Here is a 20,350-nt window from a genome sequence, read left to right as displayed (position 1 = left end):
AAGCTTCATTCGAACACAAAATAAAAATCAAATTGCAACTCAAATATTATATTCAAGCATAATGGAAGCCAAACAAATTCCGGCAATATAAAAACTCAATAAAACAGCAGAACTCTACACTTTATGTCTTCTCAAAAACAGAATTAACTCTCCACCAACCTCTATCAATTAAAAACACTACAAAACTATAAATTCATCTTTCTTTACTATTAAAAATCTCAGTCTATGCTTTTTTCATACTTCGATTCAGGAATCAAATAATTACAGGTTTATTTTATGCTTCTTAAATCACTGACAAGAATATCACTTCCCATATTCATTATAATGAATATGATCCTTGGCACAGTAGTTGCCGGAGTTAATTCAGTCTCCTTTCCTAACGGAGCTTGTGCGATTGATTTTAAAAACACCGAGACTAAAAAAATTCGTAGCACTGAAGTAATCAACAATGGAGCGACGTCAGAAGACTGCCCGCTTGTGTGGACAGTCCATGGCGATGGTACCAGTAGATATCAAAATGACACAGTAGAGCTGCGCAAGGAAAAAATCGATAATGTTGTCATCAAAACATCCACCAGAGAAGCAGAGCCTCCCGCTCCAACTCTGGTAGTTGAAGATGATGTAGAAGAAACAAGACTGTTTTGCGGGTGTATCCCTATCCGCCGCCCAAGCAGATCATCCACTAGCGCTGCAACGGCGGTAACTGGGGCTAAATCCACGACTAAAACCGAAGCCTCAAAGCCCAAAAAAGATGATGGTCACTATGAGGATTTTCTCAGTTTTGGAGGAGATCCTGTACCAATAACACAGACCTTTCCTTTCCCTTCCGTTCAGCAGTCCAGCTTTAATTTTCGCACTAGTGAAGGCCTGTCTGAGCTTATGCCTATGTTGATTGTCAGTCAGATACTATTTATGCATGAAGTAGGCCGCGACAATATCAAATCTGGCGCTACTCTCAGTTTTGAGAGCAAAAGAGTTGTTTTGCTGGACTATTCAGATGGACACAGAATAAGGATAGAGATACCTACCCCTCGTGGTACAAAGCTGACTATTTCGCTACTTAAAAGCACTGACAGCGATTCGGCACATACACCTTTGCTAGGCTTTAGCAAAGAGTGGACAAGGCCGACAGCTCAACGGGATCGACCTTTTTTCCTGACATCAAAAGTCATGGCTGATAATCTGACAACTGCCACTCAATAGTAAAAAAAGAGCTCGATCTCCCTCAAGATCGAGCTCTATTTGGCAGGAGTATCAGCCCGCAGCTTGCGGTCTGTGTCCCTGTTGTTCTGCAAACATCCCTGATACTCAGGCAGGTGCAAAGCTAGAGAAAGCGCTCGGTCACTTGCCTGTCTTCAGGTAAAATGTTTAACCGGCTTTTCCGAAACCCTGCATGCGCTAGGTGAGTAACTTCATCCTACCCGTACGGGGTTTTACCAACCCTGACCCATATCAATACTTTGCATTGCATCTATATTGGTCATTACGGATGCCTTATTCGATCACTTCCACCTTGTCGCCGACAGTAATGGAACCGAGGCCGGAATGAATCAGGTTCATACCGAAAATAACCCGTTTGCGTTCATCACGCCGGTAGCCTGCCAGTACCTTTAGCATCCGGCTGTCTTTCTCTGCGGTATCAGTATTAATTGAAGGAATGACACAGCGGGTGCAGGGCTTGGCCAGACTGAATTCCACCTCACCAATACGGATTCGCTTCCAGCTGTCTTCAGCATGAGGTTCACAGCCTGAGATCACCAGATTCGGCCGAAATCGTGCCATCGGCACCGGTGATTCCAGCTTGCTGTTCAATCCCTCCAGCGAAGCCTCAGAAATCAGCAAAAGGGGAAAGCCGTCAGCAAAACCAGTGCGCTGTCCTGTTTCAGCATAACGGGGATCAACCTGACGAAAGGTAGAATCCGGCATATAAACCAACCGGCAATCACGCTGCAAGAAACCAGATAGCCAGACTGCGGCTCGATCACCGGCATCCAAAGCTTCAACGGTATCGTTCCACACTAGAACTTCACGGGTACCGGCCGGATTCAAGACCGGCACTGCCACATCAAGCAGAGACATATCCGGAGCCTGCAAGGAGATTCCGTTATCAGTCAACTGCACATCTATCAACACCATTTGTGGCAACTGACGCTGGGTCAGAAACTGTCCTTCCGGGGTCACCACCATCCAGCGCCGGTCATTGCGCAGGCCAAACGCATCCAGCTCACACTGTTGCAGCGCAATCTGTCGGGTGGACTTGACCGGATACACTGCCAGCTGACTCACATACAATTCCATCAACCTTAACCCCAGATTCCAAGAGCCTGTTCACAATCTTATCGCGGGCTACAAATGCCGGTAAAAGCCTCAGATACTTCGCTTTTCCTCGTTACATAGCACCACTATGCGCCTCGAAAAACCGAAGTATCTGAGGCTTTTCTCAGCACTTTCACTATCCGCGAAAGATTATGAACAGGCTCTAAATGTGAATTATTTCGCTTTAACGCCTGTTAACCGGCAGGTATGATGCCTGATTGAATCAAAAAAGCCGCAGCGCAAATTATCCTGAATTGCGCAAACAGTAACATACTTCATGTCATTGTCCTGGTTTTGCGACACCAAGGTTCTGGTTTAACGACATCCAGCAGGAACGTAAAGCATAATGATCAAACGCATGGCAGCCATGGCTGCAGTTTTGACTCTGGTATTCGGGGGCGTCTTCGGATACAAGTACTTCGAAGGCCAGATGGTGGCCAAATTCATGTCTGGCTTCACCCCTCCCCCGATCAGTGTTTCAGCAGAAACTGCCGTGACTGATACCTGGGATCAGTATCTGTATGGTACCGGCTCCCTGAATGCCGTTCAGGGTATCGAGCTGGCGGCTGAAACCAGTGGTATTGTCAAAGCCCTGCATTTCAAGGCGGGCGATACGGTAACTCAGGGACAACTGCTGCTGGAGCTGGATGACTCCGTTGAGCAGGCTAACCTGAGAAGTGCACAGGCTCAGCTGAAACTGGCCAAACTGAAATACAAGCGCGATCAGGAACTGGTACGCAAAAATGCCATTTCCCAGACCAAGTTCGATGAAACCTCTGCCGCCCTGGAACAGGCGGTCGCTTCAGTAGAGCAAATCAAGGCAACCATTGCCAAAAAGCGCATTGCCGCACCGTTCGATGGCAAGCTGGGTATTCGCAAAATTGAAATCGGTGATTTTCTGGATAAAGGCAAGATCATTGCCAACCTGGAAAATCTGCAGCAGATGTATGTGGATTTCACCATTCCGGCCCAGGACTGGCCCCAGGTGAAAAATGGCCAGCGCGTACTGTTTGAAGTACCGGCCTATAATGACACCCTGACCGCTACTGTTATCTCTACTGCGGTCAAGGTTGATGACAACACCCGTAACATCCAGATTCGCGCCCTGACCGATAACCCACAGGAAAAACTGCTGCCCGGCATGTTTGCCAGTGTGCGTATCGTTACCGGTGACCAGCTGCCGGTAGTCACCATCCCGGCAACCTCTATTGCCTATAACCTCTACGGCAGCACCGTTTACGTGGTGACTGAATCCAGCAACGAAGCCGGCGAAACCTCTCTACAGGTTATCAGCCGCACCGTAACTGCCGGTGAAAAACGCGATGGCCGTACAGCTATTCTGGCCGGTGTAAAAGCTGGCGAACAGGTTGTTACTGCCGGCCAGCTCAAGCTGCGAAACAATGCCCGGGTCACCCTTGTCCCGGAAGCTCCTGCCGCCCCGTCTGCAGACACTGAAAACTGAGGACGGAAGGAACGGAATCTACTGACATGCGCTTTACCGATTTGTTTATCAAACGCCCGGTACTGGCAACGGTGGTCAGCCTGATGATCATCCTGCTGGGCCTGCAGGCGTTCAGCAAGCTCCAGATACGGGAATATCCCGAACTGGAAACCGGTGTTATCACCGTATCCACCGCTTATGCCGGTGCCAACGCCTCGTTGATACAAGGCTTTATTACTACTCCACTGCAGCAGGTAATTGCCAGCAGTGAGGGTATTGATTACATCCGCTCATCTTCATCCCAGAACAGCTCCACCATTTCCGTCTATCTCCAGCTGGGATACGACAGTAACGTGGCGCTGAGTGAAATCATGAGTAAAGTGGCTTCGGTGCGGGATACCCTGCCGGATGATGCTTCCGAGCCAGTGATTTCCAAAGGCAACAATCAGGGCTCGGCGCTGCTTTATATCAGCTTTTACAGTGACATAATGAATGAAGAGCAGGTCACCGATTACCTGTCTCGCGTCGTTCAACCCAAACTGGCAACCATTGAAGGTGTCGGTTCTGCCGATATTCTGGGTGAAAAGAAGTTCGCCATGCGGATCTGGCTGGATCCGGTCAAAATGGCCGGCTTCAATGTCACGGCCTCTGACGTCAATAACGCCCTGCGCAATAACAATGTTCAGTCCGCCGCCGGCGAAACCCGCAGTTTGCTGCTGGCGACTGCGGTTGATGCCCGCACCGGTCTGAGTTCTCCGGAAGACTTCAGTGAGATTGTGGTCAGCACCAGTGGTGATACCCTGGTACGCCTTGCTGATGTCGCCCGGGTTGAGCTGACCTCGGAAAACTTTGACTCCATGGTACGCTTTAATGGTCAGCCTTCAGTTTATATGGCCATTTCTGCTACACCTTCTGCAAACGCGCTGGATGTGATTGAGCGGGTGCGCACCAACCTGCCGGATATTCAGAATCAGCTCCCGGCCGGACTCGAAAGCATGATCGTTTATGATGCGACCGAGTTTATTCAGGCTTCTATCAATGAAGTCAGCCAGACCCTGATTGAAGCCGCCCTGATCGTTATTGTGGTGGTATTCCTGTTCCTGGGCTCGCTGCGTGTCGTACTGATTCCTGTTGTTACCATTCCGCTGTCGCTGGTCGGGGTGCTGTTTGTCATGATGCTGATGGGCTACACCATCAACCTGATGACACTGCTGGCAATGGTACTGGCTATCGGCCTGGTGGTAGATGATGCCATTGTGGTGGTGGAAAATATTCACCGTCATATTGAAGAGGGCAAGACGCCCTTTGACGCGGCTTTGGAAGGTGCGCGGGAAATCGCCCTGCCGGTTATCACCATGACCATTACCCTGGCTGCAGTTTATGCGCCGATCGGCTTCCTCGGTGGCATTACCGGTGCACTGTTCCGTGAGTTTGCCTTTACCCTGGCCGGCTCGGTAGTGATCTCCGGTATTGTCGCCCTGACCCTGTCGCCAATGATGTGTTCCCGCATCCTGAAGCCTCATGGCCAGAGCAGCCGAATGGCAGACTGGCTGGACCAGAAGTTTGATGCCCTGAAGCAGCGCTATCAGCGACAGCTGCACAATACCCTCAACTATCGCCCGGTCATTCTGCTGCTGGCATTCGTGGTACTGACCAGCATTCCGTTCCTGTACCAGCTGGCAAAACAGGAACTGGCACCGACCGAAGACCAGGGCATTATCTTTATTGTGGCCAAGTCACCCCAGGCCACCAGCATCGATTACCTGAATCGTTATACCTCCCAGTTTGAGCCAATCTTTGAGGGCTTTCCTGAATACCAGATGTCATTCCAGATTAATGGTAACGGTGGCCCGCACAGCTCTTTCTCCGGGATGAAACTGAACCCGTGGGCTGACCGTGAACGCAGCCAGCAGGTGATTCAGAAAGATCTGCAGAATCAGCTTCAGAGTCAGGTTTCCGGGCTGGAGATCTTCTCCTTTAACCCGCCGGCCCTGCCGGGCGCCGGTGGCGGTCTGCCGATTCAGTTCCTGATCAACACCACTGCAGATTATGAAACCCTGTACCATGTCGCCGACCAGCTGCAGGCTGCAGCGATGCAGTCCGGTCTGTTTATGTTTATCAGTAACGAGTTGCGGTTTAACCGGCCGGAAACTGTGATGCATATCGACCGGGACAAGGCAGCACGACTGGGTATCAATATGAGTGATATCAGCCGTACCCTGTCGACCCTGCTGGGTGAAGGTGATATTGATCGCTTCAGTGAATCCGGTCGCAGCTACAAGGTGATTCCGCAGGCCGATGCCGACAGCCGTCTCGACAAGAACTGGCTGTACCGTTACCAAGTCAGGACTGCCAGCGGTGATCTGGTGCCACTGGCAACCATTATCACGCTGGAACAGAAAGTGTCGCCTAACACCCTGCCCCAGTTCCAGCAGCTGAACTCTGCCAAGCTGCAGGGTGTAATGCTGCCGGGTGTCAGTATCGGTGAAGCTTTGACTTTCCTGCAGAACAAAGCCAACGAACTGCTGCCGGAAGGCTTCAGCACTGACTATGAAGGCGAGTCTCGTCAGTACATTGAAGAAGGTAATGCCCTGCTGATCACATTCTTCTTTGCCCTGCTGGTCATCTTCCTGGTGCTGTCTGCCCAGTTTGAAAGCTTCCGTGATCCGCTGATTATTCTGATTACGGTACCCATGTCGATCTGTGGTGCCTTGATACCACTGGCACTGGGTTCCCTGTTTGAGCAGGTATGGGGTGTGGGCTTTACCCTTAACATCTATACCCAGATCGGACTGGTAACCCTGATCGGCCTGATCAGTAAACACGGTATTCTGATTGTGGAATTTGCCAATCAGCTGCGTCACGAGCAGGGTTATGGTGTCCGGGCTGCAGTTGAAGAAGCCAGTGCCCTGCGTCTGCGCCCGATTCTGATGACCACTGCAGCAACGGTTATGGGTATCTTCCCGCTGTTGTTTGCTGCCGGTGCAGGTGCCGCCAGCCGTTTTAATATCGGCCTGGTGATCGTGGCCGGGATGACAATTGGTACCCTGTTTACACTTTATGTGGTTCCGGTGATGTATTCATTGCTGGCGAAGGAAAATAAGCCGGCTGCAACCGCAGCGGTTCATTCTTCGTAATATCATAAAGTCTGAGTAACAGCGGGCACTTGTTGATCTGCAAAATGCAGTAAAGCAAGTGCCCGTTTTATCATCTCTTTCCCTTCAGCATTTTTACCCAAACAGTTTCAGAGCAAAAGGCACCACCACCGGCGCCAGCAAAGCACTTAAACTTGCGGACAGAACCAGTGCCAGCGCACTGTATGCCCCCTGCTGCAGAGAGTCCTGAACAATCCTCGCCGTACCAATCGCGTGGCAGGCGGTACCCATGGCAATACCTCTGGCCTTGGGGCTGGTGATTTTCATCAGTGACAATAACGGTACTCCGACAATGGCGCCGGTCAGGCCGGTGATAATAACTGCAATAGCGGTCAATGCCGGAATCCCCCCCTCCATATGCTCAGCAATCATCACCGCTATGGGCGTAGTAACCGATTTGGGGGCCAGCGAGATAGCCACCTGTTCATCAGCACCCACCGCCAGTGCCAGCAGCACAGTGACTGTCAGCGCTAAACAACAGGACAGACCCACAATCAGAATAACCCCGGGCAATTCCCGCCGGATCTCTTTCATCTGCTCATATAACGGCACCCCCAGCGCAACTACCGCAATCCCTAATGGACGGATCAGCCAGTCACCACCCTGCTGATAATGCGAATACGGTATTTTCAGCACCAGCAGGGTTCCCGCAATAATCACAATACTGAGCAAAACCGGATTAAATAACGGAAAGCGGTAGCGTCGGTACAACGCATAACAGAGCAGATAGACAAGAACAGTAAACAGCAGATAGCACAATCCGGTACCAGCGATCATTAGTAACGCTCCAGCCACTGAAACATCCAGCCGGCAACAGCCATCACTACAACCGTACCGACAATACAGCAAAGCAGCAGCGCAACCAGACTGCTGTGCAATAACTCAAGGTGATCAATAGCGCCGACACCAATGGGCACAAACAACAATGACATCCAGCGGATAAGAAAATTGGCGCCGCTTTCAACCCAGGACAGTCGCACCAGGCCACTGCCCAACAGGGCTGCCAGTAACAACATGCCCAGAATACTTCCGGGTAATAACTCATTCATTAATGTGCTGATAAACTCACCAAGATACAAACACAGCAGTAAAATCATCAGACTGCCAAGCCATGAGGCCATGCGCTTGCAAACAGAAGCTATATTCAAGAGAGACACCTGTCGGGAAAATCACCTGTCGTTTGTTTTGCAGCCCCGAATATCAGAACCACTTGTGACAGCACGCTTGCTTCAAATTGCACGTTTCAAAGCGGGCAAACCAAAGTTTCAGACTCAAGCTGAAGCCACAAAAAGCGGACAGGAATACGTATGAAAATCTGCCTGTTTAATGCCAGAAAATATGATCGTGAATACTTCGAACAGTGTAATGCGGGATACGGATTCGAGCTGGAATACTTCGACATTCATCTGGACTGCAAAACCGCTCATCTGGCCAGAGGCTCGGACGCGGTGTGCGCGTTTGTGAACGATGATCTCAGCCAGCCGGTACTGCAGGTACTGGCTGAACATAATATCAAACTTTTGCTGATGCGGTGTGCCGGTTTTAATAATGTTGATCTGGAAGCAGCATCAGCACTGGGCATGCGTGTTGCCAGAGTACCGGCTTACTCTCCTGAAGCCGTGGCCGAACATGCCATAGCGCTGGTCATGACCCTGAATCGCCGGATTCACAAGGCGTATCAGCGTACCCGCGATGCCAACTTTTCACTGGAAGGTTTGACCGGTTTTAACCTGCACGGGCGGGTGGCCGGTGTAGTCGGTACCGGAAAGATTGGTCTGGCGGCCGCCCGTATTCTGAAAGGCTTTGGTTGTGAACTGCTGGGTTATGACCCGTTTCATAACCCCGCGTTTGAGGCGATTGGCGGTCAATATGTTGATCTTGATGCCCTGATCAGCCGTAGCAAAGTCATCACCCTGCACTGCCCACTGTCCGAAGATAATGAATATATGATCAATGAAGCAGCCTTTAACCGGATGCTGCCGGGTACGGTGTTGGTAAATACCAGCCGGGGCAAACTGCTGGACTCCATTGCGGCCATCGAGGCACTGAAAAAAGGAATTCTTGGCGGCCTTGCGCTGGATGTTTATGAGAACGAGCAGGATCTGTTCTTTGAAGATCTGTCCGACGAAGTGATTCAGGATGATGTCTTCCGGCGTCTTTCAGCCTGTCACAATGTGATCTTTACCGGACATCAGGCCTTTCTGACTGAAGAAGCGCTTACTGCCATTGCTGACACCACTCTGGGTAATGCCAAAGCATTCAAGGAAGGTAAAACAACGGGCAATGAAATCAGTGACCATGCACCGGATCACCACTGAGTTGAGATATACTGCCCGCTGTTTTTTCTTTCCATCGATTACGGGAACCATCGGGCAACAATGTCACACACTCCGGAACTGATTGATATTGGCGTTAACCTGGGCGACAAGCAGTTTAACAGGGACCGCGACGAAGTGGTCGAGCGGGCGGTAGAAGCCGGCATCAAACGGATGATTCTGACCGGCACCTGTCAGGCCAGCAGTGAACAGGTGCTGGAACTGTGCCAGCAATACTCACCCTGGTGTTACAGTACTGCCGGTATTCATCCGCATGATGCCAGCACCGCAACCCCGGAAGTACTGAAAAGCATCCGCGGCCTGCTGAATGAAGACAAGGTTGTGGCAGTGGGTGAAACCGGGCTTGATTTCAACCGCAACTTCTCGACCCCGAAAGAACAGGAAGCCGCGTTTCTGGCGCAGCTGGAAATGGCGGCCGAAACCGGCCTGCCCCTGTTCTGCCATGAACGTGATGCCGCTGACCGAATGCATGAAACCCTCAAAGCCCATCGTGATGATATCAGCAATGCGGTGATTCACTGCTTTACCGCCGACCGCGATGCCCTGTTCCGCTATCTCGATCTGGATCTGTATATCGGCATTACTGGCTGGGTGTGTGACGAACGGCGCGGAACCCACCTCTGGCCACTGCTGAATAACATTCCGGCCAATCGCTTGATGATTGAAACCGATGCCCCCTGGCTGTTACCACGGACACTGGAGAAAAAACCCAAAAACCGTCGTAATGAACCCGCCTTTTTATCTGAAGTGGTAAATATGATTTCAGTCCAGACGGGAAAACCGGCAGAGCTTATCGCACAGGAAACAACCGCCAATGCCTGTACTTTCTTCAGACTACCGGCTGGCTAAAGGCTGATTGACTCAGGAGTTACTCATCCAGCACAGGCTTATGAGGAGCAAGCCTTTTCAGCTCCTCACTTCTCCTGAGATTCAGCCCCAGCCCAACAACACCTCTAGTCATACCTGCAAGGTTGTCACTGATTTTCTTTCTGAACCGATCATCCTTGTCTCTAAGCTCAACAGTCATATCCGCCACAGGAGCTTTCTGGCCGGTGGCGGCATCAGGAGAGTACACTTCCCGCCTGGCCGATGCCCCTCCTGGAACAACAGTTGTGTCAGAAGCTGAAGCTGACTGACGCCCGGAGCTTTTATCCAGAGAGTCTGCAACAGCCTCCATTTCATGCCTGAGCCGGGCTTCAGTTGATTCACCGGTGACATTAAGAAGCCCTCTATCCCTGAGCAGGCAATACCTGAATTCATAAACATCAATCAAATAACGCAGAGCGTCCCTGACATTGGTCATAACCTGATTCATACGCTGGTATTCAATTTCAATCAGCGCCAGTAAAACGCCGGCATCGTCCAGTTCAATATCATCCGAAGACTGGCTCATAAAACTACGTAAATGATCGATGGCCTGGTTTTTTTGCAAAGCGGCATCTAAAACCGGGGACAAAAGGATATCTGACAATCTGGTCAGGCTTCTTACGGTTCGGTTGAGAGTTCCCGCTTTCTGCGGAATCCTCTCTTTATTATCAACCGCTTTCTTGAACTGACTGTGATAACGCTCTGCCCGTTCCGTCAGCTTTTCCAGCTCCACGATATCAGTACTGCAAGGTGCCAGAATACAACTGGAAATCGCAGAGCTTAATCTGGCAGCTTCAAGTTCGCTTTCATGGCTTTCATACATTTTCTGGTAATGGGTCATCGCTTGCGGATATTGTTTTCTTACATAAAGAACAACACCTGCCTGATAAGATTTTTCCCATTCTGTAAGCAATTCTTCTTCGGTTACAACCGGGCTGTTTTCAACCTTAACGACTTTTTTGGTTACAGCTTTTCCTGCCCCCCCTCCCTTTCTTGTACCTTTTTTTCGGGTTTTACGCTGATCACGCTTCAGCCTCAACTCCTCTGCTTTCTTCTCCAGCTTGACTGCTTCCAGTAACTCTTTTCCAGTTTTAGCTGCCTGTTTTCTTTTTACGTCCATTTCACGTGCCTGCAGCTGCTTTTCTTTTGCAAGCAGCGCCTTGCCCTTTCCGTGCCACTCAGCCAGTTTAGATTTCCAACGTTTTGTCTTGCGAACAGGTACGATGCCAAAGAATTCAATCTGCTTGAGAAAACTGTCAAGATGCGTGAGATTTCTGGCAGAACTTCCGTCAGCAACAGATTTCTGTTCAATCCAGAGATGCTGCTCCTTTTCAACTAATGACCAGATATACTCCAGCCCTGAACGATAACGGTCAGGCATAACTTTAAGCTGACTCGGACGTTTTGATGATAAAAGTCTGTTTATTGCAGACTGTAATTTTTCACAGACGTTTAGCAGCAAAGATATGTTTTGTTCTTTATGGTATTCGGCATAACAAAGAAATTCAGACAGTACGATATCACTCACCGCATCAGAGTCATCACATGAATTCCATCTCAGATGAATATCCATGAACTCACTCAATAAGGGCCAGCATTCAGCATCAGGCTTCAGTGATAAAAGCAGAACGATTGTTCTTCCCGCCAAAAAATGCAAATTGACGACATCAGGTTTTTGATTATGAACCTTCCGGTTAAACAAGGGATTCATAGCCCGGTAAACATCAACGACCTTTGCTAACGGGTAGCCGGAAAAGCGATCAGGCTCGAGAGGACAGTCATCAATATTGATCTGGATAAACTGGGGGTTATACCCAGTAAATCTATTTAAAAAATATTTCAACACCTCAGCGTAGGCTTTCAAAATCTGGGAATAAATATCACCACACATAAGCCTGTGAGATGAAATCAGGCTGGCTTTTTCAAAATTATGCTGAAGCAACCTTCTTACAGCCATATCGAGAAACGCATCAATATCTGTACTCTGTATTTCACCTGCTTCAATTTTTAACAACGTTTCAAAAGCACAAAAGAAATCGCTGTCCCCAACGGTGGCTTCCAGTTCCAGCATATCCTTATGATACTGACCTGAGGCCTGGTCAATCAGCTGCGCATCAATCAACCAGCAAGTGGATAACCAGGCGTCGGATTTTTTTGTCGGAGACTCATAGAATGCAAGGAACAATGCATCTCCTTTCCTCGTGTGCTCAGCCCCAGAGTCAACGGCTACGTCACCAGCACAGGTCTTTTCCGGGCCGGGTTCAGGCACAACCAGCTTATACTGAGCATCCCTGACTCGAAGATAGCTGTCTTGCGGACAAAAACTGAATTTGAAAAACTCTTTTGGCATCTGGATGCAAAACCAGCTTTTACTGGTTAAGTTAACCGTCATCTGAATTCGCTGGTTGTGGTGATCCAGCTTCAGAAACTGAAGACTGCCATCAACCGCATTCCGAGGGGTATTTCCTTCGAAACAGTCCAGCATTAGAACAAGGCTCGCTGGTTTCAATAAACCTGAAGCCGTTTTTCCACCAGCGCAAAGCAGAGATGTTTCGATATAAAAGAGATTTTGCTCTCGAAATGACTCCTGGGTCTTGTCGCGGCAAAACTCTTTATCACCTGCCATCCCCCGGCTTATTTCAACACTGCAACCATGCAACTGGCTGTCAGCCCTGCAATGGCACAACCATGCCGAACCAGCAGCACTGAAGCTGCCAACAGGATCCTGAAGCATCAATTCATAGGAAGAAAAGGTATCACCGGGTTTATAAACTAATTTTGATTCCATTCCCTTTTCTCGAATACCTATTACATCCGGATAGGGAAAAGCAGTTAACGGTTTGTACTGATCGCTTAAAGGGGCCTGATTACAAAAGCTGATTGACCAATCAACCAGTTTTTTTCCTCCTGCTACGACAGGGATTACCTGAATAAAAAAAGAAACTAATAAAACAAGCTGAATACAGCGAACAACATGCATTTCAAATCATTTTTTATGAAAACAAAGTAACTTTGCAAAAATAAGCAATAGTTTAAAGTTGACAGTTTCCGGCGTTATACTGGGATCAACCAAGCCTGAATACAACATCATGACAAAGAGCAATGATAGAGCAGATCCGAAACCCCTGGGTTGGCTCAATGTTATCCAAAGTGTTTTTGCCGCGGCTTTTGGTGTTCAAAGTAACCGCAGGCGTGAAGCTGACTTCACCCAGGGTAAGCCATCCCACTTTATCATTGCCGGCATTATCTTCACTGCCGGCTTTGTTCTGGTGCTCGCCCTGATAGTCAGCCTGGTCATCCCAGGCTGACATCCTGATCTTGCCTTACTGCCCAGCCACCCAGAACAGCGCGGTAAAAACCGCAATCAGGATCAGGGCTGTGGCCGCAAAGGCATCCAGCCGGCTGTCACTGTCATCGTGATGTTCTGCCACCATATTGCTGCTCTCTTCTGTTGTTGTTTTTGTGAGTTCAGTTGATGTCCCGTCAGTATCCGGCCCGGGTCCGGAGCCTGCATCCGTACGAGGTGCGTGCTGCATGATTTTACCGTTTCCTCATTGATTGAACTTATAGTAGTCCACCCGATGATTCAATGACGCTGAAAGTGATATACTCCGCGCCCCTCATTCATAGTGTTAATCAGGTCTTCCTACATGTCTCAGACCGCGGTACAGATTGGTCGGTACAACAATCTTGAAGTTATCAAAGAGGTAGACTTCGGTGTCTATCTGGATGGCGGCGAGCATGGCAATATTCTGCTGCCCCTGCGCTATGTACCGGAACGTTGCAAGATCGGCGATATCATGCGGGTCTTTATCTACCTCGACTCGGAAGATGACCTGATTGCCACCACTGAAACACCCAAGGCCCAGGTCGGTGATTTTGCCTGCCTCGAGGTAATTGACGTCAATAATGCCGGCGCCTTTGCCGACTGGGGTCTGCCCAAGGATCTGATGATTCCCTACGGCCAGCAGAAGAACAAACTGCAGCAAGACCAGCTGGTTGTGGTCTTCCTCTATCTGGATGCCCACACCAACCGTATTGTCGGCTCCTCCAAAATCGACAAGTTCCTGAACCAGGAGCCCGCCCGTTACCGCACCGGCCAGGAAGTGTCGCTGTTGGTCTGCGATCGCACAGAAATCGGTTACACCACCATTATCAATGACAAGCACTGGGGCGTACTGTTCCACAACGACCTGCCAGAAAATGTCTCAACCGGCTTCAGCGGCAAGGGCTTTATCAAGCGGGTTCGTCCGGATGGCAAGATCGACCTCAGCCTGACCAAGCCGGGATACGACAAGTCCGGTATTAGTGATCTGGGCCAGCAGATTCTGGAAAAGCTGAAGCAGAACAACGGCCACCTGCCACTGCACGACAAGAGCAACCCGGAACTGATCAAGAAAATGTTCGGTGTCAGCAAGCGTAACTTCAAGCATGCCATTGGCGGATTGTACAAGCAGCGCTTGATCAGAATCGAAAATGATGGAATACATATCGTCTGAGCATTCTGAATAAAAGCTACCGGTAACGGCTATCTTTCGATGAATAATGTAATCGAAGCCTATCGTCAGGCCGCCAGCGCCAGCCTGGACACAGCAGAATCACTGCCGTTTGAGAGCTATCATCAACCGGACGTGTATCAGCTGGAGGCCGACAGAATATTCAGCAATGACTGGGTATTTGTCTGTGCCGAACAGGAACTGGCCAACCCGGGTGATTACTACGCCCTGAGTCTGGCCGGTGAAGCGATTGCGATTATTCGCGGCGAAGATGGCCAGTTACGGGTGATGTCCAATAACTGTCGCCACCGGGGCACGCCGTTACTGGATGAGGGGTTTGGCAAGCTGCAGAAAAACATTGTCTGCCCCTACCATGCCTGGACCTATAACGATCAGGGCGAACTGAAAGGTGTGCCGTTTCCGGGCAACACTCCGGTGGATAAAGCCAGCCATTGCCTGCCACGGTTTCATATTGAAAGCTGGCTGGGGCTGGTCTTTGTTAATCTGGCGGATAACCCCCGATCGCTGGCCGAAAGGCTGGGCCATATTGGCGACTATACCGCCATCTTTGAACCGGAAACATTCGATCGCTGTTCCCAACCGGATACCGACAACTGGCAGGCCAACTGGAAGCTGGTGATGGAAAACGGGATGGAAAGCTATCACCTGTTCAAGGTACACAAGCAAACGCTGGAAACCATTACCCCCACCAAAACCAGTTTCTATGTCACCGGCTCTGCCGAATGGACCCTGACCGCCGGTGAAATCAAGGGTTATTCCGGCAGTTTGATGAAATGGCTGATGGGCAGTTATCCCGAAGCATGGAATCACTATATGCTGATTTCGGTGCCACCTTCGATGATCGCCATTCTGGACAAAGAATCCCTCAGCTGGCTCTGTGTCTTACCGCAGGGGCCTGACGAAACCCGGGTGCGTTCCGGCTATCTATCCAGCAAATCATCCGGTAAAGAGAGCAAGTCTTCCAAAAGCTTTACCCAGGCCTTTTTTGCTGAAGACAAGGTGATTTGTGAGCGGGTTCAGCGGGGCATGTCATCACGTAAAGGGAAAGGTGGCAAACTGGTGGAGATGGAGCGAATTATTGTCGACTTCCACCAGTTTTTGGCATCACGGCTTTTTGGCTCGGATACTGACAACCCCTTCTCTTCCGAGCATACCCATTTATTTAAAAAATAAGTGGGTATGCCTGAAACCCTCACGCTTAGTCGTCATTGAGAAAACTGAACCATGACGTCACAGCTTTAGTAACAACAACGATAACAGCTAGAGCTTTCAGAGCATCAGAGGCAACTTCTACCCCGTCCATAGCCTTGAAGTCTGGAGATAGGGCTTCAAGCTCTCCCTTGTCGAAGAAGATACCCTCACACTTTTGACAATAATCCAACTCGATATTCTCTACTGCATGTGACAGCGTTTGATCTTCATAGCTTGGGCAGGGTAATCCAGTTGTAGCTTCAATATTTTTGGCGACGTCGACAACCAGTCCTGTATCCAGTTCAGATTTTCTACCCAGGTTCCCTCACAATAGAAACATACAAGGTACTTTATTATCTCTATAGATTTCGATTCTTAACCTTTCCTAACAATTAGAGCAATTCATTTGTTAATGCCAAAAATATACATCAATTCCGCTCATAAAGTCGCGAGCACATACCCTTCTACATTCAGGGAGAAATCAAACATGCTACAGGCATCACTAATTTGCTTATACTTTTCCTTCTGACAACCTAGACCTTAAGTCAGATGGAGATAAATATAGGCGAGTTCTTCCATCTTTTGTGTCAAGAAGCAACTTATGCTTCACAAGCTGATTCAAATATGACCTTGCAGTATTTTCAGAAATGACATATGAGTTTGAAATTTCTTTAACTGTAAAGATCCTTCCTGGCTCTTTAGTTGCTTTTTTTACCAAATCTTTTTGAACAAAATTCAAGATATTACTAAACCTAGAGCTCTCAAGAATTTCTAAAACTTGGTTAAATTCATCTGTTTTGCTTTTCAAATATCTTTGCAGATCATCAAAAGATGAAAGAATAATATCAAGTTGAAAATCGATAAAATACGTTAAATCATTTTGATCTTTTTCTGTATAAAGATAAGAAAGTCCATAACCTTTAGGGTCTTCCTTCAATAGTTTACTAATTGAAACATATTTAAATAAATCATATTCATTCCTTAGCATAAACCAATAAAATAAAGCTCTAGCTGTTCTGCCATTACCATCCCTAAATGGATGTTCATAACCAAGCATAAAATGCAAAATAATTGCTTTTATTACTGGAGCTATAAATTTATTTCCATCCACACCAGAGTGATCAGTATTGGCAAAAATGCATAAAGCAAAAAGCCTTTCTGGTATAAGTTCATACTTTGGGGGCTGGTGTGCTATTTCACCTCGATCATCTTCAACATATATATCATTTTTATCTCTAAACTCTCCCGGTATAACATTGTTTTCTGTAGTACCAGTAGTAGCAATTCTATGAAACTCCAAAATCATATCGACCGTTAAGTCTTCATGACTAACTTTTTCTGCATACTTGAGAAGGAAGTAATTATTAAGAATCATCCTTTCATCTTCATCCATAGGATCTCGCTCCTCCTCCAGCATCTTTTTTGCGACCTCCCTAGTAGTAGATGCACCTTCCAACTGGGCACTAGTGATCGCTTCTTCCATGATCAAAGATGACACTAAGTATTTACTCTGAATATTATCTGAAGCCATATTTCCAGCAACAGAAGCAACGCTACCACCCGCAATTTTAATTACTTTATGTAGTTTTGCTTCCATGGAGTGAGGGATGCAATAGCTAAAAACTTGGTCGTTTTCATCGCATAGCTCAACAAATTTCATTTGCAGGAAACGCTTAAACTTTACTGTTTCCCATATCGCTTTAGCTTCCTTTGTGGGAACACGCCATTTTAATAGATCCCAATGAAGATAACGGCCCTTTTTATCCGTCACATCGTACTCAGAGAGATACTGTGCAGATTTTTTGTAGTCGAACTCTTTAAAATCAAACTTAGGAGCTCTTTCAACTCTTGCCTTAGCCATTTCAACTCAATTTTCAAAATTTGCGTTTATATCATAAGTTTGGCAATAAAACACCCCAAGTCAAGCGTTTTAAGATAATGAAGCTAGCTATAGTGATAGTAACAAACCATGACAATATAAATATGCTGATTTCGGCTCCACCTCAACATTAAAATTAACTATAAATTTATTGATAGTGCATATAAAAATCTCCCTGCACTCACACCTGCAATATTTTCTTTTCTCAACACATGTAATTCTGTTAGCTACTCTCATACAGCTACAGAAACAAACCCAAAGTACAATCTTGGACAGCCAAGTGCTTTATTCGTTTATGCTATATACATATCGATAAATAATACTTAAGCGCATAAAAACAACCTGCTATCGTCCGCCTCAGTACTATCTGATTCCTGTATCCAAAGTCCAACAATGTACACTTATAATGACAACGACCGGACGATTGTAGCCGAACGTGTGCGCCAGTTTCGGGGCCAGACGGATCGCTACCTCGAAGGTAAGCTAAGCGAAGACGAGTTTCTGCCGTTGCGGCTGCAGAATGGCCTGTATATCCAGCGCTTTGCGCCGATGCTGCGGATTGCCATTCCCTACGGCATGCTGAGCAGTGTCCAGCTGCGCAAGCTGGCAGAGGTATCCCGCAAATACGACAAAGGGTACGTACACTTCACTACCCGGCAGAATGTGCAGCTGAACTGGCCCAAGCTGGAAGATGTGCCGGATATTCTGGAAGAGCTGGCCGGGGTCGAGATGCATGCGATCCAGACCAGTGGTAACTGTATGCGTAACGTTACCACCGATGCTTATGCCGGTGTGGCGCAGGATGAGATTGAAGATCCGCGGGCCTGGTGTGAAGTGATTCGCCAGTGGACCACGTTCCATCCGGAATTTGCCTTCCTGCCGCGTAAATTCAAGATTGCAGTCAGTGGTACTGAGTCTGATCGGGCGGCAATCCGGGTACATGATATCGGTTTGCAGATTGTTAAAAACGATCAGGGCGAAACCGGTTTTGAAGTACTGGTTGGCGGCGGCCTCGGACGGACACCGATGCTGGGCTCCACCCTGTGTGAATTCCTGCCATGGCAGCATATCCTGACTTATCAGGAAGCCATTCTGCGGGTTTATAACCGCTTTGGTCGTCGGGACAACAAGTACAAGGCGCGGATCAAGATTCTGGTCAAGGCGCTGGGCATGGACAAGTTCCGCAGCCTGGTTGAAGAAGAATGGGCGCATCTGAAAGAGGGTCCGGGCACAATTCCGGCAACCGAAGTCGACCGTGTGGGTCAGGGCTTTACTGCACCGGATTATGATGTGCTGCCGGCTCAGTCTGCTTCCTATCTGGCCGATCTGCAGGAACACCGTGGTTTCCGTAACTGGGTCGAGCGTAATGTGCGGGCACATAAAGTCCCCGGCTATGCCTCGGTTACCCTGACATTGAAAGCCGCTGCGACAGCACCGGGCGATGCCGATGCGGCCCAGCTGGAAACCATTGCTGAGCTGGCCGACAGCTACAGCTTCGGTGAAGTGCGGGTGACTCACGAACAGAATCTGGTACTGGCCGATGTGCGTCAGGATCAGCTGTACCCTCTTTGGCTGAAACTGCGCGAAACCGGACTGGCAACCCCTAACCTGGGCTTGCTGACTGATGTGATCTGCTGCCCCGGTGGCGACTTCTGTGCGCTGGCCAATGCCAAGTCACTGCCAGTTGCCGATGAAATCCAGCGCCGGTTTGATGATCTGGATTACCTGCATGATATCGGTGATCTGGACCTGAATATCTCTGGCTGCATGAATGCCTGTGGTCACCACCATGTGGGCCATATCGGGATTCTCGGCGTGGACAAGAAAGGCGAAGAGTTTTACCAGATTCAGGTTGGCGGCAATGCAGGCAACGATGCTTCCCTGGGACGCATTCTCGGACCTTCCTTCAGCCGCGATACCGTGGTTGATGCCATCGACAAGATTCTGAAGGTTTATGTCGATCAGCGTACCCCGGAAGAACGGTTTATTGATACTGCCCGCCGGATTGGCATCACCCCGTTCAAGGAGCGAATCTATGCGCCGCATAATTAAAGACAAGCAGATCGTTTCTGATTCCTTTACGGTGGTTGCCAAAGATGCAGAAGGTGATCTTCCTGAGGGTAATCTGCTGCTTCCGTTGCAGTTGTGGCTGCAGCGGAAGGAACTGAAGCTGGCCGCAGAAAATGAATATGGTGTCTGGATCGATTCCGATCAGGATCCGTTTGAGTTGAAAGACCAGCTGGAAGACGCCGCTGCTGTTGCAGTTAACTTCCCGGTTTTCAGTGATGGCCGCGGTTACTCTTCCGGCCGCCTGATTCGCGAGCGTCTGGGTTATACCGGTGAGCTGCGCGCTATTGGCGATGTATTACTGGATCAGCTGTTCTTTATGCTCCGCTGCGGCTTCAATGCCTACGCAGTTCGCAGTGATCGCTGCATCGAGGAAGCATTGCAGGGGCTGGAAGCTTTCAGCCTGAGCTATCAGGGCGCAAACGATAAAGCGCCCTTGTTCAGAGTCGGAGCCGCCTGACCGGCTCTGATTTAAAACATTCCAGTCAGCCAACTTCACCTGCCGCTGTTGTCAGTATCCCCATTGCTGTCAGGCAGGTGAAGATTCTTTCATTCCCGCCCTTATCTTCTTTTCTGCCATA

Annotated in this window: 17 protein-coding genes; 10 read left to right on the top strand and 7 right to left on the bottom strand. The window is 48.8% G+C overall.

The genetic code is table 11. The annotated features are described in order from the left end of the window. The first annotated feature begins 276 nt into the window (after window positions 1–276). Window positions 277–1,203, top strand: a complete 927-nt coding sequence (locus ACYZZ0_RS00655) for a hypothetical protein (protein ID WP_461534634.1) — start codon at window positions 277–279, stop codon at window positions 1,201–1,203. 291 nt (window positions 1,204–1,494) lie between these two features. On the opposite strand, the gene ACYZZ0_RS00650 is transcribed toward ACYZZ0_RS00655, so the two are convergent. Further along, window positions 1,495–2,286 (bottom strand): MOSC domain-containing protein, encoded by a 792-nt coding sequence (locus tag ACYZZ0_RS00650; RefSeq protein ID WP_461534633.1) that lies wholly within the window; start codon window positions 2,284–2,286, stop codon window positions 1,495–1,497. Window positions 2,287–2,662: 376 nt separating this feature from the next. On the opposite strand from ACYZZ0_RS00650, the gene ACYZZ0_RS00645 reads away from it, so the two are divergent. Both ACYZZ0_RS00645 and ACYZZ0_RS00640 read left to right on the top strand, forming a co-directional pair. After that, on the top strand, window positions 2,663–3,778 hold the full coding sequence (locus ACYZZ0_RS00645) for an efflux RND transporter periplasmic adaptor subunit (RefSeq protein WP_461534632.1): 1,116 nt from the start codon (window positions 2,663–2,665) through the stop codon (window positions 3,776–3,778). Window positions 3,779–3,804: 26 nt separating this feature from the next. Continuing rightward, window positions 3,805–6,894 (top strand): MexW/MexI family multidrug efflux RND transporter permease subunit, encoded by a 3,090-nt coding sequence (locus tag ACYZZ0_RS00640; protein ID WP_461534631.1) that lies wholly within the window; start codon window positions 3,805–3,807, stop codon window positions 6,892–6,894. A 93-nt stretch (window positions 6,895–6,987) separates the two neighbouring features. Here the strand turns inward: ACYZZ0_RS00640 and ACYZZ0_RS00635 are convergent, their stop codons facing one another. Beyond that, on the bottom strand, window positions 6,988–7,689 hold the full coding sequence (locus tag ACYZZ0_RS00635; protein ID WP_461534630.1) for an LrgB family protein: 702 nt from the start codon (window positions 7,687–7,689) through the stop codon (window positions 6,988–6,990). After that, window positions 7,689–8,060 carry a CidA/LrgA family protein gene (locus ACYZZ0_RS00630; protein ID WP_461534629.1) on the bottom strand — a complete coding sequence of 124 codons (372 nt, stop codon included), beginning with the start codon at window positions 8,058–8,060 and terminating at the stop codon, window positions 7,689–7,691. Before ACYZZ0_RS00630 ends, ACYZZ0_RS00635 begins: the two co-directional genes overlap by 1 nt. A gap of 159 nt (window positions 8,061–8,219) precedes the next feature. Here ACYZZ0_RS00630 and ACYZZ0_RS00625 point away from each other — a divergent pair, with 159 nt between their 5' ends. Further along, complete coding sequence (locus ACYZZ0_RS00625; RefSeq protein ID WP_461534628.1) at window positions 8,220–9,230, top strand: 2-hydroxyacid dehydrogenase; 1,011 nt, start codon at window positions 8,220–8,222, stop codon at window positions 9,228–9,230. Between the two features lie 60 nt (window positions 9,231–9,290). Then, on the top strand, window positions 9,291–10,097 hold the full coding sequence (locus tag ACYZZ0_RS00620) for a TatD family hydrolase (protein WP_461534627.1): 807 nt from the start codon (window positions 9,291–9,293) through the stop codon (window positions 10,095–10,097). A 19-nt stretch (window positions 10,098–10,116) separates the two neighbouring features. Here ACYZZ0_RS00620 and ACYZZ0_RS00615 read toward each other — a convergent pair whose 3' ends face one another. After that, on the bottom strand, window positions 10,117–12,903 hold the full coding sequence (locus ACYZZ0_RS00615; protein ID WP_461534626.1) for a hypothetical protein: 2,787 nt from the start codon (window positions 12,901–12,903) through the stop codon (window positions 10,117–10,119). Between the two features lie 301 nt (window positions 12,904–13,204). Here ACYZZ0_RS00615 and ACYZZ0_RS00610 point away from each other — a divergent pair, with 301 nt between their 5' ends. Next, window positions 13,205–13,423, top strand: coding sequence for a DUF2970 domain-containing protein (locus ACYZZ0_RS00610; protein ID WP_461534625.1), 219 nt, complete (start codon window positions 13,205–13,207; stop codon window positions 13,421–13,423). A gap of 15 nt (window positions 13,424–13,438) precedes the next feature. Here ACYZZ0_RS00610 and ACYZZ0_RS00605 read toward each other — a convergent pair whose 3' ends face one another. Continuing rightward, on the bottom strand, window positions 13,439–13,651 hold the full coding sequence (locus ACYZZ0_RS00605; RefSeq protein WP_461534624.1) for a hypothetical protein: 213 nt from the start codon (window positions 13,649–13,651) through the stop codon (window positions 13,439–13,441). Between the two features lie 114 nt (window positions 13,652–13,765). On the opposite strand from ACYZZ0_RS00605, the gene ACYZZ0_RS00600 reads away from it, so the two are divergent. After that, window positions 13,766–14,614: a CvfB family protein gene (locus ACYZZ0_RS00600; RefSeq protein ID WP_461534623.1), complete on the top strand. Its 849-nt coding sequence runs from the start codon at window positions 13,766–13,768 to the stop codon at window positions 14,612–14,614. A gap of 39 nt (window positions 14,615–14,653) precedes the next feature. Then, window positions 14,654–15,805 (top strand): aromatic ring-hydroxylating oxygenase subunit alpha, encoded by a 1,152-nt coding sequence (locus ACYZZ0_RS00595; protein WP_461534622.1) that lies wholly within the window; start codon window positions 14,654–14,656, stop codon window positions 15,803–15,805. Between the two features lie 25 nt (window positions 15,806–15,830). Here ACYZZ0_RS00595 and ACYZZ0_RS00590 read toward each other — a convergent pair whose 3' ends face one another. Then, window positions 15,831–16,019, bottom strand: a complete 189-nt coding sequence (locus ACYZZ0_RS00590) for a zf-TFIIB domain-containing protein (protein ID WP_461535421.1) — start codon at window positions 16,017–16,019, stop codon at window positions 15,831–15,833. Between the two features lie 315 nt (window positions 16,020–16,334). After that, window positions 16,335–17,684, bottom strand: a complete 1,350-nt coding sequence (locus ACYZZ0_RS00585) for a Fic family protein (RefSeq protein ID WP_461534621.1) — start codon at window positions 17,682–17,684, stop codon at window positions 16,335–16,337. A 411-nt stretch (window positions 17,685–18,095) separates the two neighbouring features. Here ACYZZ0_RS00585 and ACYZZ0_RS00580 point away from each other — a divergent pair, with 411 nt between their 5' ends. Both ACYZZ0_RS00580 and ACYZZ0_RS00575 read left to right on the top strand, forming a co-directional pair. Next, window positions 18,096–19,754, top strand: a complete 1,659-nt coding sequence (locus ACYZZ0_RS00580) for a nitrite/sulfite reductase (RefSeq protein WP_461534620.1) — start codon at window positions 18,096–18,098, stop codon at window positions 19,752–19,754. After that, a complete protein-coding gene (locus ACYZZ0_RS00575) occupies window positions 19,738–20,229 on the top strand; it encodes a DUF934 domain-containing protein (RefSeq protein WP_461534619.1) in 492 nt (163 codons plus the stop codon). The genes ACYZZ0_RS00580 and ACYZZ0_RS00575 overlap by 17 nt, the downstream gene beginning before the upstream one ends. Window positions 20,230–20,350: the final 121 nt, after the last annotated feature.

The sequence above is a fragment of the Spongorhabdus nitratireducens genome (assembly GCA_947387575.1).
Lineage (GTDB): Bacteria > Pseudomonadota > Gammaproteobacteria > Pseudomonadales > Endozoicomonadaceae > CANDOC01.
The sequence above is the reverse complement of the archived record's forward strand: the minus strand, read 5'-3'. Positions and strand labels throughout refer to the sequence as shown.

Bases quoted from the DNA above. Each gene is read 5' to 3' on its own strand.
- ACYZZ0_RS00655 (WP_461534634.1), top strand. From the start codon at position 277: ATGCTTCTTAAATCACTGACAAGAATATCACTTCCCATATTCATTATA.
- ACYZZ0_RS00645 (WP_461534632.1), top strand. From the start codon at position 2,663: ATGATCAAACGCATGGCAGCCATGGCTGCAGTTTTGACTCTGGTATTC.
- ACYZZ0_RS00640 (WP_461534631.1), top strand. From the start codon at position 3,805: ATGCGCTTTACCGATTTGTTTATCAAACGCCCGGTACTGGCAACGGTG.
- ACYZZ0_RS00635 (WP_461534630.1), bottom strand. From the start codon at position 7,689: ATGATCGCTGGTACCGGATTGTGCTATCTGCTGTTTACTGTTCTTGTC.
- ACYZZ0_RS00625 (WP_461534628.1), top strand. From the start codon at position 8,220: ATGAAAATCTGCCTGTTTAATGCCAGAAAATATGATCGTGAATACTTC.
- ACYZZ0_RS00620 (WP_461534627.1), top strand. From the start codon at position 9,291: ATGTCACACACTCCGGAACTGATTGATATTGGCGTTAACCTGGGCGAC.
- ACYZZ0_RS00615 (WP_461534626.1), bottom strand. From the start codon at position 12,903: ATGGAATCAAAATTAGTTTATAAACCCGGTGATACCTTTTCTTCCTAT.
- ACYZZ0_RS00610 (WP_461534625.1), top strand. From the start codon at position 13,205: ATGACAAAGAGCAATGATAGAGCAGATCCGAAACCCCTGGGTTGGCTC.
- ACYZZ0_RS00605 (WP_461534624.1), bottom strand. From the start codon at position 13,651: ATGCAGCACGCACCTCGTACGGATGCAGGCTCCGGACCCGGGCCGGAT.
- ACYZZ0_RS00600 (WP_461534623.1), top strand. From the start codon at position 13,766: ATGTCTCAGACCGCGGTACAGATTGGTCGGTACAACAATCTTGAAGTT.
- ACYZZ0_RS00595 (WP_461534622.1), top strand. From the start codon at position 14,654: ATGAATAATGTAATCGAAGCCTATCGTCAGGCCGCCAGCGCCAGCCTG.
- ACYZZ0_RS00585 (WP_461534621.1), bottom strand. From the start codon at position 17,684: ATGGCTAAGGCAAGAGTTGAAAGAGCTCCTAAGTTTGATTTTAAAGAG.
- ACYZZ0_RS00580 (WP_461534620.1), top strand. From the start codon at position 18,096: ATGTACACTTATAATGACAACGACCGGACGATTGTAGCCGAACGTGTG.
- ACYZZ0_RS00575 (WP_461534619.1), top strand. From the start codon at position 19,738: ATGCGCCGCATAATTAAAGACAAGCAGATCGTTTCTGATTCCTTTACG.